Below are 17,772 nucleotides of genomic sequence, written 5' to 3'. Positions count from 1 at the left end.
GAGGAATACTTATGTTTTATCCTTTAATGGTTGATTTGAAAAATAAAGAGGTTGTAATCATTGGCGGTGGAAAAGTATCGCTTAGAAAAGCTAAAAAGTTTTTAGAATATGAGGCAGTAGTTAAGGTTGTATCACTAGAGGTTTTAGAGAGCTTTTATGAGATTGAAAATTTACATGAAGGCAAGTTAACTATAATTAAGGATGAATTTAAAAGTGAGTATATAGATAAGGCTTTTTTAGTAATAGCAGCCACAAGCAACTATAGACTAAATGAAAGTATATCATTAATATGTCATGATAAAAATATACTTTGTAATATTGTAGATAATATAAATAAGTCTAGTTTTATTGTTCCTTCTACCATAAAAAGAGGGGATTTAAATATTGCTATCTCTACATTAGGTAATAGTCCTTCTTTATGTGCAAAAATAAGAAAGGATTTAGAAAAGACCTATGATAAGACCTATGAAGAGTATGTTGAATTATTAGGAGAATGTAGAGATTTAGTACTTGAAAATTATAGTGATGAAGTAGAAAAAAAATCAATTTTAAATTCTTTAGTTGACTTAAATAGTGAAGAATTGAAAAAGTTAAAAATAAAATTATTAAGTAGATAATAAAAGGAGTATTATATGAAAATAGTTGTAGGTTCAAGGGGAAGTAAATTAGCTTTATACCAAAGTAATTGGGTAATTGATAAACTAAAAGAGAAAAATCCAAATTTAGAATTTGAACTTAAAATTATAAAGACAAAGGGAGATTTAATTCAGAATGTAGCCTTAGACAAAATAGGAGATAAGGGACTTTTTGTTAAAGAGATTGAAGAGCAACTTTTAAATGGAGAAATTGATTTAGCAGTACATAGTATGAAAGATATGCCTTCTAAACTACCAGAGGGATTAATGTTTTCCTACTCTCCAATGAGAGAAGACAATAGAGATGTAATTGTACTTAAAGAAGGATATAATAGCTTAGAAGACTTACCTAAGGGAGCTACTATTGGGTCAGGAAGCAAAAGAAGAAAATATCAGCTTTTAAAACATAGACCAGATCTTAATATAGTACCTATAAGAGGTAATATAGATACTAGAATAAGAAAAATAAAAGATGAGAATTTAGATGGAGTAATATTGGCGGCAGCGGGAATTCAAAGACTTGATTTTAAGTCTAAAATAAATAATAAAATTGAATATATTTCAAGAGATATAATATTACCTGCTCCAGCTCAAGGTATTTTAGCTTTAGAAATAAGAGAAGATAGAAAAGATATAAATGAAATAATAAGTTCAATTAGAGATGAGAGAACTGAAATAGAAAGAGAAGCTGAAAGAGCTTTCTTAGATGGAATAGAGGGAAGTTGCCATATTCCAGTTGGGGCTAACTGTGAAATATTAGAAGATAAGATAGTCTTAGAAGGTTTATATGGAACTGAGGACGGAGAAATTCTTATTAAAAAATCTATAGAAGGAACTAAGGAAAAAGCAGCTGAATTAGGATATAAATTAGCAGAGATAATAGCAAAGGAGATGGAAAAGTAATGAAGGGAAAAGTTTATTTAGTTGGAGCAGGTCCAGGAGATTATAAATTATTAACTTTAAAAGCCTTACAATGCGTAAAAGAAGCAGATATTATTGTATATGATAGATTAGCAACAGATAGAATATTAGAAGATGCTAAAGAAGGTTGTGAATTTATTTATGTAGGTAAAAAATCTAGATACCATACAAAAACTCAAGATGAGATAAATGAAATTATTGCGGAAGAGGCTAAAAATGGTAAGATAGTTACTAGATTAAAAGGTGGAGATCCTTACGTTTTTGGTAGAGGTGGAGAAGAAGGAGAATATTTAAGAGAAAGAGGAATTGACTTTGAAGTGGTTCCTGGTATAACTTCTGCTATAGGTGGATTATGTTATGCAGGGATTCCTATAACTCATAGAGATTACGCATCATCTTTTCATGTAATAACTGGACATCTAAAGGAAGAAGAAAAAGAATTAGATTGGGAAGTACTTTCTAAAATTTCTGGTACTCTTGTATTCTTAATGGGAGTATCTAATCTTGAAAAGATATGTAACAATCTTATGATAAATGGCAAAGATAAGGAAACACCGGCAGCAATTATTAATTGGGCTGCAAGGTCTTATCAAAGAGTAGTAACAGGTACTCTAGAAAATTTATATGAAAAGGCTATGGCAGAAAAAATACAATCACCTAGCTTAATAGTTATAGGGGGGGTAGTTAATTTAAGAGAAAGTTTGAATTTCTTTGAAGAAAAGCCTTTGTTCGGTAAAAATATAGTTGTTACAAGGTCTAGAAGTCAAAGTAGCAAATTAAGTGAAAAGATATTTGATTTAGGGGGAAATGCTATAGAATTTCCAACTATAAAGATAGAGGAAATAAGTCCTAATAATGAGTTAGAAGAAGCTATAAATAATTTAGAGAACTTCAATTATGTTGCATTTACAAGTGAGAATGGTGTAAACATATTTGTAGATAAATTATATGAGATGAATTATGACTTAAGAAAATTAGCTAAGGCTAAAATAGTTGCAATTGGCTCTGCTACAGCTGCAAAACTAAAGGAAAGAGGATTAATTGCAGATATAATTCCTTCTAAGTATGTTGGAGAGGCTTTAGTTGAAGAATTAGCTCCTATGTTAAAGAAAGAAGATAAAATACTAATCCCTAGAGCAAAAGAAGCTAGAGATTATATCGTCACTGAGCTTGATAAATACTGTGCAGTTACTGAAGTTAAATTATACGAAACAGTAATGGGTGAAGGAAATAAAGAAGAGCTTCTTGAACTTATAGAAGAGGAAAGAGTTAATTATATAACCTTTACTAGTTCATCAACAGTAAAGAACTTAGTTAAAATATTAGGAAAAGAAAATTTAGATAAATTAAAAGATATAAAACTTATATCTATAGGGCCAATTACTTCAAAAACAATTGAAGAATATGGATTAAATCTTTACAAAGAGGCAAAAGAGTATACAATTAATGGTATAATAGATGTGCTATGCAATAACTAATAAACTCTTTAGGAGGAATTAAAATGTTAACTAAAAGACCAAGAAGACTTAGAGCAAATTCAATTATAAGGGATATGATTAGAGAAACACACATTTCTATGGATGATATTATTTATCCATTATTTATAGTTGAAGGTGAAAATATAAAAAGAGAAATAGGTTCTATGAAGGGCAATTATCACTTTTCTATAGATAGATTGGAAGAGGAAATAAAAGAACTTGTAGAATTAGGAGTTAAATCAGTAATATTATTTGGAATACCTAATGAAAAGGATTGTTGCGGTTCAGAAGCCTATGCAGAAAACGGAATAGTTCAAAAGGCTATTAGAAAAATAAAAGAGGTTTCTAAGGAGATATATGTTGTTACTGATGTATGTATGTGTGAATATACATCTCATGGACATTGTGGTATTTTAACAGAAGAAGGATATGTTGATAATGATAAGACTTTAGAGTATCTTTCAAAAATAGCAGTAAGTCATGCTGAGGCTGGAGCTGATATGGTAGCTCCTTCTGATATGATGGATGGAAGAATTGGTGCAATGAGAGAAGCCTTAGACAAGTCTGGTTTCGTAACAGTTCCAATTATGGCATACAGTGCTAAGTATGCATCAGCATTTTATGGACCATTTAGAGAAGCAGCAGACTCAGCTCCAGCCTTTGGTGATAGAAAAACTTATCAAATGGACCCTGCAAATATCTTAGAAGGGGTAAGAGAAGTTGAGTTAGATATCGAGGAAGGTGCAGATATAGTTATGGTTAAACCTGCCCTTGCATATTTAGATGTTATAAGAAAAGTAAAGGATACTTATAATATTCCTATTGCAGCTTACAACGTAAGTGGGGAATACTCTATGATTAAATTAGCTGTAGAGCAAGGTTTATTAAATGAATCTGCAATAATGGAAAGTTTAATTTCAATTAAAAGAGCTGGTGCAGATATAATAATAACTTACTTTGCTAAGGATCTTGCTAGAATGCTTAAAGAAAATAAATAAATAAAAGAGTATAAACTTGGAGGATGAATTATGGATAACTTTAATAACAAAAAATCGGAAGAAATTTTTGTAGAAGCTCAAAAATATATTCCAGGTGGGGTTAATAGTCCAGTTAGAGCTTTTAAATCAGTAGGGCTAAATCCTATTTTTGTAGAAAGAGCTAAGGGATCAAGACTTTTTGATGTAGATGGAAATGAATATATAGATTTTATTTGCTCATGGGGACCTCTTATTTTAGGACATAGCAATGAAGAAGTTTCTAAGGGTATAGAAGAAGTGCTTGCAAGAGGAACAAGTTATGGTGTTCCAACAGCTATAGAAGTTGAAATGGCTAAATTAATAGTTGAATCATATCCTTCAATAGATATGGTTAGAATGGTTAACTCTGGTACAGAGGCAACTATGAGTGCATTAAGAGTTGCAAGAGGGTATACAGGAAGAAATAAAATAATAAAATTTGAAGGATGTTACCATGGTCATGCTGACAGTCTTTTGGTTAAATCAGGTTCAGGAACTATTACTTTTGGTGTTCCGACAAGCCCAGGAGTACCTGAGGGAACAGTAAAAGATACATTAGTATGCACATACAATGATATGGATTCAGTTAGAAAAGTATTTGAAGAAAACCCAGAGGATATTGCAGCTGTAATAGTTGAACCTGTAGGAGGAAATATGGGAGTTGTTCCTGCGGAAAAGGACTTCCTTCAAGGGTTAAGAGAAATAACTAAAGAGTTTGGAGCAGTATTAATATTTGATGAAGTAATAACAGGGTTTAGAGTTGCTTATGGCGGAGCACAAGAAGTATATGGTATAGAACCAGATATGACATGTTTTGGTAAGATAATAGGAGCTGGATTACCTGTTGGTGCATATGGTGGTAAGAAGGCAATTATGGAAATGGTATCACCTTTAGGACCAGTATATCAAGCAGGTACATTGTCAGGAAATCCACTAGCTATGTACATGGGATTAAGAAACTTAAATATATTGAAAAATAATCCTGAAATATATAGCAACTTAGAAGAAAAAGCTATTAAATTTGAAAAAGCTATGAATGCTGTTATAGAAGAATTAGATGTAGAGGTAACAGTTATAAGATTTAAAGCTATGTTATGTACATTCTTTGCAAAGGGTACCTTCAGAAACTTTAGTGAAGTAATGAAATGTGATACTGAGAAGTATGCAATATTCTTTAGAGAGATGTTGAAAAACGGAGTATTATTCCCACCAGCACAATTTGAGGGATTATTCTTGTCAGCTGCACATACTAATGAAGATATAGATAAAACAGTTGAGATATTTAAAAATGCTTTAAAAGTTGCATTTAATAAATAAAAAGACGTTAAAAAATCACCTTATTTTTATAAGGTGATTTTTTACTATTTATATGAAAGATTATTCTTTATCATGTTGCTCTTTTATTGTTTCCTCTGTTAAATTTATATTTGAGAGAAGAAATATAAGTTTTTCAATATGAAAATTATACACTATTTCAATATCAGAACTTACTTCACCAACAGGTACAATAAGCTCTAACTTTAAGGCTTCATAATTCTCAGGAGTCATTTTACAAACGTTTTTTAAATCTTCAATTATGTATAAATGCTTATAAATCTTCATAAAGCTATCAGCTGCAACATGATAAGATTTTAAAGCATCTTCTTGGATTTTACCATATTCTATTACATAATTACTTAAAAGTAAATTTAGTTCAATTATTTTAGAATAAAGTTGTATTAACTCATCTTTATTATCTAAGGTAAACCTATCATAAACCAAATCCTTTGTAGAAGTAAATATTTCTAAATAAGAGTCATGTACTTTTTTAGATATTTTAGGTGGAAAAAAGAAAAAATTTACACCAACAGCAACTATGATACCTATAGATGTCTCCATAACTCTTGATACACTATAAATTAAAGGGTTTTTATTAGTCAGACTCACAGTTATAACTATAAAAACCACACAAGCAATGCTAATAGAACGTTGATAATTTAATAGATCACATAAGTATATTATGCATACAATGCCTAGGCCTATAAATATAATGTTATTTGGAGCTACTAATGAAACTATAAGGCCTATTATAGATCCTATTATAGTTCCTATGAGCCTGTTTTTACCTACTACATAGGAGTTATAGATTGTACTTTCCATGGTTATAACCGCAGCAATACAAGCTATTGAAATGGATGAAGAATCTAACCCAATTAAATTTGTTATAAGTACGCAAAGGGAAACAGATAAAGCTGTTTTAACATTCCTCATACCAACTTTTTTAAAAATCATTTTTTTCATATATAATCCTTTCGTTAAATTATGTAAAAATTATTGTATCATAAATAAATATTTATCATATACTATTAGTAATTGCAATATATAATAAAAAATATTACAAATTTTTTATTGCAATGATGAATAATTTACAGATATAGTGGAAATATATCTAATGTAGATAATTAATTAGTACTTTATCATAAATAATATTGCTTTTTATGAAGTACTATGATAGTATGTAAAGAACAGGTAGTTTATCTTTATTATAATAAGAAATGTAGAGAGCTAAAGATTTTTCAGTGTTATATAGAAGTAAGTTTCTAAACATAAAAAGTTTTATTATACTTTACATAAGTTATAGTAAAGGGTCAAGATCTGTAACATTATTTAATTTTTATTTTGGAGGATTTTCATATGAAAACAGGAATAGTAAAATGGTTTAACGCTGAAAAAGGTTTTGGATTTATTTCAGTTGAAGGTGAAGATGACGTATTCGTACATTTTTCAGCTATAACTTCAGAAGGTTTCAAAACTTTAGAAGAAGGACAAAAAGTTGAATTTGAGGTTGTTACTGGAGAAAGAGGACCTCAAGCAGCTAAAGTTGTAAAATTATAATCACTATTAATATAGATGAGCAATAAGAGTTACGAACTTTAGGATTAGACTGCTGATTTTATCAGCAGTCTTTCCTTTTTTATGCATATTTTATACCTATACATCTCTATTAATTCTTTATACTGCATTTAAAGTTTCAATTACAAATACTTTTATAATCCGTAATATATAAGTTCTAATTAACATTCTATATTTATATTTATTCTATAATGACCCTTATATCTAATAATTGGAAGTAAGAGAGTTTATTAGAATATATATAATTACCCTTCTATAAATTTCAATTTAGTTAAGCTTTATTTTTCAATTAATTTAATTATATTTTCAAGTAATTATTTATAAAAAACATTTCATGTTTCAAGAATCATCTAAATAAAATATCTTACATAAAGTACTTAATAGAAAAATTTAATATAGTTTGAAAAAATTATAATTACACTTTCTTCTTTTAATCAAATATATATTTAATTAAAATGAATTTATAATTTTAATTCTATTCATATTCCAAATTAAGATAATCAAATAAAAAAAAATTATTCATAGGTTTAATCCTCATATCCTTAGTACAAGCCATTATAGAATTATAAAGAAATTGTTAAATTTTTGTAAGCATATTCCTAAAAATGAAAAATGAGTTATAATTGAAATTATATATTTAAAAAAATTCAATTGATAGAAAATTTCCTGAAAAAATATATTCAAAAAATGTTAATAAATGAATATTTTTTCCTTGGTGTGATATAAAAAGGAATTATTATTATTTCGAAAGCTTAAGACAAAGGCATAAAATTAAAAAATAATATTTGTTAGCAAGAATATATATACAAAAGCTAACAAATTCATAGTATTTATAGAACTTCTTTTTTATCATAAATAGGATTTAAAAAAATATTATATAAAAAAGGGTATAGGGGAGAATTGAATATGGTTAAAATTCTCATAGTTGGCATAGGAGAGGCAACAAAGGAATTATTAAAGTATTTATTTAAAGAAAATAGGGGTAAAACACAGTACAGTGTTGAAGCAATAGTGGATTACAACTTAAAAAGAATTAAAAGGGGTATGGAGGAAATAGATGATATTAATTGTATTATCTATAGAGAGTTTCAAGAAATTGAGAATACAAAGGATATAGACTTAATTTTGGTAGATATAGATGTCTATGGAGAAAACTTAGAGGATAAGTTAGAATTTTTCAAATCTAAAGATATAGTGCTAATCAGTAATGACAATGAATATATATATGAAACACATAAGAAGTTGTATGAGAAGTTGAACGTAGAAGCTTTAAGGGAAAAAAGATTTATTTTATGCACTTCAATACATAAAAAGAACTCATTATTTAATATAGAAAATTTAATAAAATATGTTTTAAAAGAAGAGCAATTGAATTATATAAAGGTAATTTGTGATCTTAAACATTTAAGTTGTAATTTATCCAATTTTTTTGCTTTGAATATAACTGAAGAGGAATTTTATGAAAATAACATAGATAAATTCTTCATAGAAAATTCAATTATGAAAAGAAGGATACTTAGAATTTATGGTGAATTATATAAAAAAACTAAGGAGTTTAGCATAAGAGAAGAGTTATCACCTATAATATCTAATACCTTTAGAGATGGGAAGTTAATGTCTATAAATGAGGGTAATTGTGCAGGTTTTTTATATGAAATAAGCTTCTTTGAAGGAAATGAAAAGATATTTAGATATATAGGAGTATATGAATTTATTACTGAAAAAGAAAGTAAAGCACAGGGAATGATTTTGGGAAAAGAAGAAGGTCAGGAGCCTGTATTATCTATAAAGTTAGATTTAGAAGGAATTATATATTTAGATTTATTAGGAATAATTATAAAAAATAAGGATTTGGTAGGCAAAGGGGTATTAATGTTGTGATTTAGACTATAGAAAACTAGTTATAAAAATTAGTTCTAAATAGTTATTAAATATAAATGTAAAGAATAGGGGGAATTAGGTTATGAAGGAAAATGTTAAGGTTATTTTATGGGGACTTGGACTTATGGGACAAGGAATGGCTAAGATGATTTGTAAGAAAAGAGGTTTTTCTATAGTTGGTGCTATTGATTTAGACCCAAGTAAAGTAGGTAAAAAGTTATATGAATTATTAGAAGTTGAAAGAACAGAGAATAATGATGTAGTAATTTTAGATAATCCAGAGGAGGTTATTAAGGAGAAGGCTGCAGATGTAGTTTTAATTGCAACAGCTTCTTTTACAAAGGCTGTTTATCCTCAAATAAAATTTGCAGCAGAAAAAGGTATAAATGTAATCACAACTGCAGAAGAAATGTCTTATCCAAAAGCATTGGATCCTGAATTAAGTGAGGATATGGATATAATTGCTAAGAAAAATGGGGTTTCAATATTAGGAACTGGCATAAATCCAGGATTTGTAATGGATTATTTAGTTTTAGCATTAACAGGTGTATGTGAAGATGTAGAGAATATAAGAGTTTCAAGAGTAAATGATTTAGCATGTTTTGGAAAAGCCGTTATGGAAGAACAAGGAATTGGACTTACAAAGGAGGAGTTTGTTGAAGGTGTAGAAAATGATAGTATAGCTGGACATGTAGGATTTATACAATCCTTTGGAATGTTTGAAGAGGCTTTCAATTTAAAGTTTGATAAAATAGCTCAAACTAAAGAACCTATTATGGCTAATGTGGAAAGAGTTACTCCTTTAGTATCAGTAAAACCTGGATATGTCGCAGGATGTAAACAAATGGGATATGGCTATGTTAATGGAGAGTTATTTGTTGAAATGGAACATCCTCAACAGGTTAGACCTGAGATGGAAAACTTAAGTACAGGAGATTATATAACAATTAAGGGAACTCCTGAAATAAACTTGAAAAATACTCCTGAAATAGCTGGTGGCGTTGGAACTTATGCTATATGTGTAAATATGATACCTCATGTAATAAATAGTACACCAGGATTGAAGACAATGTTAGATTTACCTATACCAGTTGCTATATTAGGTGATGTAAGGGAACTTATAAAATAATAAGTTACAAATTGAAAATATAGTAAAAATAATTTAAGGATGTGACTTAAATGATTAAAGCAGGTACATGGGTTGAGATAGAAAGTTTAGTTTTAAAATGTGAAGATAGAGCTTCTAATATACCAGAAGATACTAAGAATACTCCTCTTAAAATGTGGGTAAAAGGTTTTACTTTGGAAAATTGTGAGTTAGGTGACATAGTGGAAATCGAGACCATAATAGGAAGAAAAGAAAAAGGTAAAGTAGTTAAGGAAAAGCCTAATTATACTCATAGTTTCGGTGATTATGTAGAGGAACTTGCTTATATAGGAAAACAAGCTAAGTGCTGCTTGAATAATAAAAGGTAAGGAGTTCATTAAGGAGGAGATTAATAGTTGAGCAAATATGATGAATTAATGCAAGAGAAAAGTAAGTTAATGTTGCAATCAGTTGGTATTGACTATAATAAATATGAAAAGGGAAATATAGCTTTTGATTATGAAACTATGATGAGTGATATTGGCTACTCTATAAAAGATATAATAGATATCCAAAGGGAAACAGGGGTCGGGAATACTCCATTAATAGAGCTAAAAAACTTAACTGCTCTTGCTAGACAGGTTTCAAAGAGTGGAAAGGCGGCTAGAATTTTTATAAAGGACGAGCAGTGTAATCCTTCAGGAAGTTTTAAGGATAGAAGAGCAGCTATTTCAATATATGAAGCTAAAAAAAGAGGGTATAAGGGTGTTGTATCTGCAACATCAGGTAATTATGGGGCAGCTGTAGCCTCTCAAAGTGCTATGAGAGGACTCGACTGCATAATTGTACAAGAATGTTATGATTCTCAAAAAGTAGGACAACCTGAAATTATTGAAAAAGCTAGAAAGTGTGAAGCATTTGGTGCGGAAGTTGTGCAATTAACAGTAGGTCCAGAGTTGTTTTATGTCTTTCTGAAAATTATAAAGGATACAGGATATTTTAATGCTTCATTGTATTCACCCTTAGGCATAGCAGGTACTGAAAGTTTAGGATATGAAATAGCGAAACAATGTTTAGAAAGCTTAGAAAGATATCCTGATGCAGTGGTTGTGACTCATGCAGGTGGTGGTAACGTAACAGGTACAGCAAGAGGTCTTATAAAAGCTGGAGCAATAGATAGTAAAATAATAGGTGCCTCTGTAGATTTAAGTGGGCTACATATGGCCTCAGATAGTGATTTTAATAAAAAGTCTTTTACTACAGGACATACAGGATTTGGAATACCTTTTATGACTAATCCAGATAGGTCTGATGTACCTAGAAGTGCTGCAAGACCTTTAAGATATTTAGATAGGTACGTAACTGTAAATCAAGGCTCAGTTTTTTATATGACAGAACTTTTAGCTCAAATTGAGGGCTTAGAAAGAGGACCGGCTGGTAATACATCCTTAGCTGCAGCATTTTCTTTGGCGCAGGAAATGGAAAATGATCAAGTTATTGTAGTTCAAGAAACTGAATACACAGGTGCGGGTAAACATATAATGCCACAGTTGAGTTTTGCTAAGAATAATAATATAGAAATACTTATTAATGAAAATGTTTTAGATGAGATTCCAGGAAAAAATATAATACTACCAAGAGGACCATGGGCCTTAAGGTATAAAGAAATGGATTTGAATAAATATAGAAAATCTTTAATAAAAAATTTATTGAGAAATTCTAAGGTACAAGAATTAGAGGAAATAGATATAGATTTTTTATGTAAAGAAACTAGATATAGTAAAGAAGAAGTAAACAATATTTTAAGGGATTTAGAGCTTTAAAACTATAGGAAAAGGGGAGATTTTTATGAAAAGGGAAGAAGATTTTGCAAAAAGAAGAGAGCATTTAAAAAGTCTTAGTGATGATGAGCTTTATGAGAGATTTTGGAGTTTAACAGAGGAAATAGTAAAGCCCTTAGTGGAATTAGCTTATAACAATACCTCTTTATCTATAGAAAGATCTGTTTTATTAAGAATGGGTTTTTCAAGTATAGAAGCAAGCAATATAGCAAAGGAAGGGGAAACATGGAATCTTTTAGGTAAAGGACTTGGTAATGTAGTTCTTACCTATGCAAAAATGAAATCTATAGATTATATGGAAGCTGGTAGAGAATTAGCAAATGGCATAGGATGGCCAGAGGTTAGTAAGAGCTTCGAAGGGGTGTCTATATGCTAGAGAAAAATAAAAAAATAGATATAAAAGAGTTACTTGAAAATCTTGAAAACTATGAGCCTAAAAGAAGAGGTTGGACTTTTAGAGTAAAAAGAGAAAATGGTAAATTAGGTGAGTTTGATTATTGTGATATTTCTGAATCTTTAAGGCAAAGTGAAGGAATACCAGCTGCACCTAGCTTTGGGAATATAGATCCTCAACCAATACCAGTAATTACGTCAGAAATAGCTTCTGGTAGATTTGAAGATGATATAAGAAGAATGAGAATGGCTGCTTGGCATGGAGCTGATCACATAATGGTTATTAGAACAGCTGGACAAAGTCATTTTGATGGATTAATAGAGGGATCTCCAGAAGGAGTTGGAGGAGTACCTATTACAAGAAAACAAGTTAGAGCTACAAGAAAAGCCTTGGATTTAATAGAAGAAGAAGTTGGAAGACCTATTAACTTTCACTCTTATGTATCAGGGGTTGCAGGACCAGATGTAGCAGTTATGTTTGCAGAAGAAGGAATTAATGGAGCTCACCAAGATCCTCAATACAATGTTCTTTATAGAAACATAAATATGGTTAGAAGTTTTGTAGATGCTGCAGTTGCTAAAAGAATAATGGCACATGCTGATATTCTTCAAATAGATGGAGCACATAATGCTAATGCAACGGCTATGAAGGGATATGCTGTAATGCCTGAATTAATGGTTCAGCATGCTATAAATTGCAAATATTCTGAATTAGTTGGAATGAAAAAAGAGAATATAGCATTAAGTACTGTTCCACCCTCTGCAACACCTGCTCCTTGTATGAAGTTAGATTTACCTTATGCAGTAGCGCTTAGAGAGATCTTCAAAGATTATAAAATGAGAGCGCAAATGAATACGAAGTACATGACCTCTTGTACAAGAGAAGCTACAGTTACTCATGTACTTAACTTATTAATATCTAAGCTTACTTCAGCAGATATTCAAAGTACCATAACTCCTGATGAAGGAAGAAATGTTCCGTGGCATTACAATAATATTCATGCTATTAATACAGCTAAACAATCATTAATTGGTATGGATGGATTAATGGATATGATTGAACTTAAGGATGAGGGATATTTAAGAGATAAGATTAGAGAATTGAAAGAAAAGGCTGTACTTTTCATGGAGGAAATAATAGAGGTAGGAGGGTATTTTAATGCAGTTGAACAAGGGTTCTTTGTAGATTCAGGAGAATATCCTTCAAGAAATTCTGATGGAATAGTAAGAGAAAGTGCTAAGGGTGTAGCAGCTGGTAGTGTGGTATCAAGAGATGAGGATTACTTTGCACCAGTTTGTGCGCATTTTGGATATAACAATGTGCCAGAGTTTTACAGTAAACCATGTGATGCTATAAATGAATGTACTTTATGTGACCATTCTAAAATACAGTATATAGATGAATTAGATGAAGAAGATAATGTATATAGAAGAATGGAGAGAGTTGAAGAAGATAATACAATAAAGCCAGAGGTAGAATGGAAAAAAGATGGCTATGTAACGGTTACTTTAATGATCCCTGAAGAAGAGGGTGTAAGTGAAGCCGCAGCAATTGAAATAGGAAGAAAAATGAATTTAACTGATGTGGAAGTTATACACAAACAAATACTTCAAGCTGCAGAGGGTACTTTAGTTGAAATAAAGGGAAAGGTAGATTTCTCTATAAATAAAGATGAACTAAAAATACCTGAAAAGCAAAAATTATTAGATGATAGCTTTATGAAAGAGTATGTGAAAAAGAGACCAGTAAAAGTTGTTTGCGCAACTGTAGGAGAAGATGAACATTCAGTTGGTTTAAGAGAGATAATAGATATTAAGCATGGTGGTATTGAGAAGTATGGAATAAAATATATTTATTTAGGTACATCATGTCCTATTGAAAAGTTAGTAGATGCTGCAATTGAAAGTGAAGCGGATGCTATTTTAGCAAGTACAATAATTACACATAATGATATTCATACAAAAAACATGGATAAGTTAAATAATCTTTGTATAGAAAAAGGTATAAGAGATAAAATTATTCTTATTTGTGGAGGAACTCAAGTATCACAGGAAATTGCTAAAGACCATGGAATGGATGCTGGGTTTGGAAGAGGATCTCATGGTAATAATGTAGCTTCCTTTATTATTGAAGAGTTGATGAAAAAAGAATAGGTATATAAAAAATAAATAAGGATTTCTTGCAATAACCTATAAAAAATAAGTTATTGTGAGATATCCTTTTATCCTATATGGAGGTAAAATATGAGAGTTGATTATATTGTTGCAGAAATAGGAAGTACAACCACCTTGTGTACTGCATTCAGTGTAGTATCAGAAAGTATAAATATAATAGCTCAAGGAAAAAGCTTTACAACTGTCTTAGATGGAGACGTAACAATAGGGCTTAAAAATGCTATTTCTGATATAGAGTCTCAAATAGAAGAGAAACTAACATGGAATAGGATGTTAGCTACTAGTAGTGCAGCCGGTGGATTAAAAATGACTGTACATGGATTAGTGCATGATATGACTGTAAAAGCAAGCAAGGAAGCTGCCTTAGGAGCAGGAGCAATAATAAAAATGATCACTTCAGGAAAAATGAGAGAAAGTGACCTTGAAGAAATAAAAAAAATTAAACCTAACTTAATAATGCTAGCTGGTGGTATAGATTATGGTGAAAGAGAAACATCCTTATATAATGCAAAGGCTATATTAGATGCAGATATAGATATTCCAATCATTTATTGTGGAAATACAGCCAATGTAAATGAAATTAAGAATATGTTTAAGGATAAAGAACTATATGTTGTTCCTAATGTTTACCCTAAGGTGGATGAATTAAATGTGGAACCTGCTAGAGAAGTAATTCAAAGAGTATTTGAAAAGAATATAGTGAAGGCACCAGGAATGGATAAAATAAGAGAAATGGTAAATGGTAGTATTATGCCAACACCTGGAGCAGTTATGGAAAGTACTAAGGTTCTATATGAAGTTTTGGGAGATTTAGCAGTTATAGATGTAGGAGGAGCCACAACGGATATACATTCTGTAACGGAAGGAAGTGCTGAAATATTAAATATTTTAGTTAATCCTGAGCCAAAAGCAAAGAGAACTGTAGAGGGTGACTTAGGAGTATATATAAATAGTAAAAATGTAATTGAACTTCTTAACCTAAAGGATTTAAAGCAATATGATATTGGAACTATAAGAAATAACATAGTTCCTATTCCACAAAAGCATATAGAGAAAGATTGCAGTGAAGTCTTGTGTAAAAAGGCTGCGGAAATAGCAATGGCAAGGCATTGTGGGTATATAAAGAGGGTATTTGTAGGTAAAAATTCACTTGTGGCTTATGGCAAAGACTTATCTCAAGTTAAATATATAATAGGAACTGGAGGTGCTTTATCAAGATTACCAAAGGGAAGAGAAATATTAAGTTCTTTAAGGTATGAGGGAAAAGAAGTATCGATGATGCCTAGTTTGGAAAGTGAAGTTTTAATAGATACAGATTATATAATGGCATGTGCAGGCGTACTTTCTAAAGAAAATAAAGAATTTGCGCTTAAGTTATTAATGAAAAGTATAAAATAGGGGATGCTTTTATAAGATTAGCAACAACATAAATTAAGGGGGAATTAACAATGGGGAATCCATTTGTTAAAGTTAATCTAAAAAAGTTAGGACATAATATTAAAGTGGTAAATGAGCTTTGTAATAAAATGGGGATAGAGATATTTGGGGTAACAAAGGTATTTTGTGCTAGAAAAGAAATTTGTAGCGTAATGATTGAAAATGGAATAAATACCTTAGCAGATTCTAGAATAAAAAACTTGGAGAAAATAAGGGATTTGAATTGTAAAAGAGTTCTTTTAAGAATACCTTGTTTAAGTGAAGCTAAGGAAGTAGTATTAAATTGTGATATAAGTTTAAATTCTGAAATTGAGACAATTAAAGCATTAGATAATGAAGCTAAGAAAGAAAATATAGTTCATAATATAATATTAATGATTGATTTAGGTGATTTAAGGGAAGGAATTTTACCAGAGGATATTTTAACAGTTGTAGAAGAAGTTTTAAAGCTGAAAAATATAAATCTAAAGGGAATAGGAACTAACCTAACATGTTATGGAGGAATTATACCTGATAATGAGAATTTATCTAAACTTACAGAAATAAAAAGTGAACTAGAAGAAAAATTTAAAATTACATTAAGTATCGTCTCAGGTGGAAATTCAAGTTCTCTTTATAAAGTCTTTGATAATTCAATGATAAAAGGTATAAATAATCTTAGGTTAGGAGAATCTCTATTACTTGGAAAGGAAACTGCTTTTGGTGAGGATATTAAGGGATGCTTTACTGATGTATTTACTTTAAATGCAGAGGTCATAGAATTAAAAAGCAAAAGTTCTATGCCTAAGGGTAAGATAGGAAGAGATGCCTTTGGTAATATTCCTTGTTTTGAAGATAAGGGTATCATGAATAGAGCTATAGTTAATTTAGGAAAACAGGACGTAAGGGTAGAAGGGATCTCTCCTAAGGATAAAGATATAGAAGTGTTAGGTGCTAGTAGTGATCATCTTATTTTAAATTTAAGCAAAAGTAATAAAAATTATAAATTAGGTGATACAATAGAATTTAATATGGATTATGGAGCTTTACTGCAAAGTATGACCTCTGAATATATAGATATTAAGTACGTAGTAGAATAAAATTTAAAATAAAGCTAAGTTAAAATTGTTTTAGATGTAATTATTTTAACTTAGCTTTTCTTTGTATGTACAATAAAAGATTCAAATGGTTTAATAATTCATGGGAAAATGTTAGAATTGATATTGAGTAATAAAGTTCAAGTTTACTAGGAGGGTACTATGATATTTGATTCGCATATACATACAGAGGTTTCAAGTGACTCTAAAATGAATATAAAAGATGCTATAGAGCAAGCTAATAAGCTAAGCTTAGGACTTATAATAACTGAACATATGGATGTGAATTTTCCCATAAAAGGTGAATTTATATTTGATACTAAGGACTTTTTTAATAAATACGGTTCATTACGTAGAGATAACTTATTATTAGGTATAGAATTAGGTTTAAGAAGTGATGCACTAGAAAAGAATATAGAGATATCTAAAGAAGCTGATTTCGATTATATCTTAGGTTCAGTTCATTTTGTTAATGGACTAGATATGTCACAAAAATCTTTTTATGAAGGAAGGACTAAGGAAGAGGCTTACTTAGAGTATTTAAATACAATTAAGGAATGTGTAAAAGAAGGAGACTTTTTTCATAGTTTAGGACATATAGATTACATTAGCAGATATTCTAGCTGTGAAGATAAAGAGATTTATTATGAAGATTTTAAAGAATCTATAGATGAAATACTTAGTATAATAAGTAAAAAAGAAAAGGCTATGGAAATAAATACAAGAAGACTTGGAGATGAAAATGCAGTACAAAATTTAACCAAAATATATAAGGCATTTAAGGAACAAGGTGGAAAATACGTTACAATCGGTTCTGATTCTCATAATAGTGCAAGTATAGGGAAAAACTTTAATATAGCTTTTGAAATGGCAGAATTCTGTGATTTAAAACCAGTGTACTTTAAAAATGGTAATATGGAATATATGAAATAAATTTTAA

The 17,772-nt window shown here is 30.0% G+C and carries 16 protein-coding genes; 15 read left to right on the top strand and 1 reads right to left on the bottom strand.

The genetic code is table 11. The annotated features are described in order from the left end of the window. The first annotated feature begins 11 nt into the window (after nt 1-11). Genes BUA48_RS03550 through hemL form a run of 5 tightly spaced genes read left to right on the top strand, consistent with a single transcriptional unit; the run spans nt 12 to nt 5,367 of the window. Complete coding sequence (locus BUA48_RS03550) at nt 12-617, top strand: precorrin-2 dehydrogenase/sirohydrochlorin ferrochelatase family protein (protein WP_072830136.1); 606 nt, start codon at nt 12-14, stop codon at nt 615-617. Nucleotides 618-632: 15 nt separating this feature from the next. Beyond that, the gene (gene hemC / locus BUA48_RS03545; protein WP_072830134.1) at nt 633-1,538 is read left to right on the top strand and encodes a hydroxymethylbilane synthase; all 906 of its coding nucleotides are present in this window, start codon (nt 633-635) and stop codon (nt 1,536-1,538) included. After that, entirely contained in the window at nt 1,538-3,034 is a 1,497-nt protein-coding gene (cobA, locus tag BUA48_RS03540; protein WP_072830132.1) for a uroporphyrinogen-III C-methyltransferase, read from the top strand. The genes hemC and cobA overlap by 1 nt, the downstream gene beginning before the upstream one ends. 23 nt (nt 3,035-3,057) lie before the next feature. Beyond that, on the top strand, nt 3,058-4,032 hold the full coding sequence (gene hemB, locus BUA48_RS03535; protein ID WP_072830130.1) for a porphobilinogen synthase: 975 nt from the start codon (nt 3,058-3,060) through the stop codon (nt 4,030-4,032). A 30-nt stretch (nt 4,033-4,062) separates the two neighbouring features. After that, on the top strand, nt 4,063-5,367 hold the full coding sequence (gene hemL / locus BUA48_RS03530) for a glutamate-1-semialdehyde 2,1-aminomutase (RefSeq protein ID WP_072830127.1): 1,305 nt from the start codon (nt 4,063-4,065) through the stop codon (nt 5,365-5,367). A 60-nt stretch (nt 5,368-5,427) separates the two neighbouring features. On the opposite strand, the gene BUA48_RS03525 is transcribed toward hemL, so the two are convergent. Beyond that, on the bottom strand, nt 5,428-6,330 hold the full coding sequence (locus tag BUA48_RS03525) for an FUSC family protein (RefSeq protein WP_072830125.1): 903 nt from the start codon (nt 6,328-6,330) through the stop codon (nt 5,428-5,430). Between the two features lie 393 nt (nt 6,331-6,723). Here BUA48_RS03525 and BUA48_RS03520 point away from each other — a divergent pair, with 393 nt between their 5' ends. The 10 genes from BUA48_RS03520 to BUA48_RS03475 all read left to right on the top strand — a co-directional run bounded on the left by BUA48_RS03520 (nt 6,724) and on the right by BUA48_RS03475 (nt 17,765). Further along, complete coding sequence (locus BUA48_RS03520; protein ID WP_072830123.1) at nt 6,724-6,924, top strand: cold-shock protein; 201 nt, start codon at nt 6,724-6,726, stop codon at nt 6,922-6,924. 924 nt (nt 6,925-7,848) lie between these two features. Continuing rightward, nucleotides 7,849-8,823, top strand: coding sequence for a hypothetical protein (locus BUA48_RS03515; RefSeq protein ID WP_072830121.1), 975 nt, complete (start codon nt 7,849-7,851; stop codon nt 8,821-8,823). An 82-nt stretch (nt 8,824-8,905) separates the two neighbouring features. Beyond that, complete coding sequence (gene ord / locus BUA48_RS03510) at nt 8,906-9,952, top strand: 2,4-diaminopentanoate dehydrogenase (protein WP_072830119.1); 1,047 nt, start codon at nt 8,906-8,908, stop codon at nt 9,950-9,952. Nucleotides 9,953-10,002: 50 nt separating this feature from the next. Next, on the top strand, nt 10,003-10,299 hold the full coding sequence (ortA, locus tag BUA48_RS03505; protein WP_072830116.1) for a 2-amino-4-oxopentanoate thiolase subunit OrtA: 297 nt from the start codon (nt 10,003-10,005) through the stop codon (nt 10,297-10,299). Nucleotides 10,300-10,326: 27 nt separating this feature from the next. Further along, nucleotides 10,327-11,733: a 2-amino-4-oxopentanoate thiolase subunit OrtB gene (gene ortB, locus BUA48_RS03500; RefSeq protein ID WP_072830114.1), complete on the top strand. Its 1,407-nt coding sequence runs from the start codon at nt 10,327-10,329 to the stop codon at nt 11,731-11,733. Nucleotides 11,734-11,758: 25 nt separating this feature from the next. Then, the gene (locus BUA48_RS03495; RefSeq protein ID WP_072830112.1) at nt 11,759-12,127 is read left to right on the top strand and encodes an ornithine aminomutase subunit alpha; all 369 of its coding nucleotides are present in this window, start codon (nt 11,759-11,761) and stop codon (nt 12,125-12,127) included. After that, entirely contained in the window at nt 12,121-14,298 is a 2,178-nt protein-coding gene (gene oraE / locus BUA48_RS03490) for a D-ornithine 4,5-aminomutase subunit OraE (RefSeq protein ID WP_072830109.1), read from the top strand. Before BUA48_RS03495 ends, oraE begins: the two co-directional genes overlap by 7 nt. A gap of 90 nt (nt 14,299-14,388) precedes the next feature. Then, on the top strand, nt 14,389-15,717 hold the full coding sequence (locus BUA48_RS03485; protein WP_072830107.1) for a GlmL-related ornithine degradation protein: 1,329 nt from the start codon (nt 14,389-14,391) through the stop codon (nt 15,715-15,717). Nucleotides 15,718-15,767: 50 nt separating this feature from the next. After that, complete coding sequence (gene orr, locus BUA48_RS03480) at nt 15,768-16,835, top strand: ornithine racemase Orr (protein WP_072830105.1); 1,068 nt, start codon at nt 15,768-15,770, stop codon at nt 16,833-16,835. Nucleotides 16,836-16,994: 159 nt separating this feature from the next. After that, nucleotides 16,995-17,765: a histidinol phosphate phosphatase gene (locus tag BUA48_RS03475; RefSeq protein ID WP_072830103.1), complete on the top strand. Its 771-nt coding sequence runs from the start codon at nt 16,995-16,997 to the stop codon at nt 17,763-17,765. The last annotated feature ends 7 nt before the right edge of the window (nt 17,766-17,772 follow it).

Origin of the sequence: Clostridium collagenovorans DSM 3089 (genome assembly GCF_900130005.1) — a bacterium.
In the GTDB taxonomy this organism is placed as follows: domain Bacteria; phylum Bacillota; class Clostridia; order Clostridiales; family Clostridiaceae; genus Clostridium_D; species Clostridium_D collagenovorans.
The sequence above is the reverse complement of the archived record's forward strand: the minus strand, read 5'-3'. Positions and strand labels throughout refer to the sequence as shown.

Coding starts and splice junctions, on each gene's coding strand:
- ortA (WP_072830116.1), top strand. CDS start 10,003: ATGATTAAAGCAGGTACATGGGTTGAGATAGAAAGTTTAGTTTTAAAA.
- BUA48_RS03495 (WP_072830112.1), top strand. CDS start 11,759: ATGAAAAGGGAAGAAGATTTTGCAAAAAGAAGAGAGCATTTAAAAAGT.
- BUA48_RS03550 (WP_072830136.1), top strand. CDS start 12: ATGTTTTATCCTTTAATGGTTGATTTGAAAAATAAAGAGGTTGTAATC.
- hemB (WP_072830130.1), top strand. CDS start 3,058: ATGTTAACTAAAAGACCAAGAAGACTTAGAGCAAATTCAATTATAAGG.
- ord (WP_072830119.1), top strand. CDS start 8,906: ATGAAGGAAAATGTTAAGGTTATTTTATGGGGACTTGGACTTATGGGA.
- BUA48_RS03485 (WP_072830107.1), top strand. CDS start 14,389: ATGAGAGTTGATTATATTGTTGCAGAAATAGGAAGTACAACCACCTTG.
- hemC (WP_072830134.1), top strand. CDS start 633: ATGAAAATAGTTGTAGGTTCAAGGGGAAGTAAATTAGCTTTATACCAA.
- BUA48_RS03520 (WP_072830123.1), top strand. CDS start 6,724: ATGAAAACAGGAATAGTAAAATGGTTTAACGCTGAAAAAGGTTTTGGA.
- oraE (WP_072830109.1), top strand. CDS start 12,121: ATGCTAGAGAAAAATAAAAAAATAGATATAAAAGAGTTACTTGAAAAT.
- orr (WP_072830105.1), top strand. CDS start 15,768: ATGGGGAATCCATTTGTTAAAGTTAATCTAAAAAAGTTAGGACATAAT.
- hemL (WP_072830127.1), top strand. CDS start 4,063: ATGGATAACTTTAATAACAAAAAATCGGAAGAAATTTTTGTAGAAGCT.
- BUA48_RS03515 (WP_072830121.1), top strand. CDS start 7,849: ATGGTTAAAATTCTCATAGTTGGCATAGGAGAGGCAACAAAGGAATTA.
- BUA48_RS03475 (WP_072830103.1), top strand. CDS start 16,995: ATGATATTTGATTCGCATATACATACAGAGGTTTCAAGTGACTCTAAA.
- cobA (WP_072830132.1), top strand. CDS start 1,538: ATGAAGGGAAAAGTTTATTTAGTTGGAGCAGGTCCAGGAGATTATAAA.
- BUA48_RS03525 (WP_072830125.1), bottom strand. CDS start 6,330: ATGAAAAAAATGATTTTTAAAAAAGTTGGTATGAGGAATGTTAAAACA.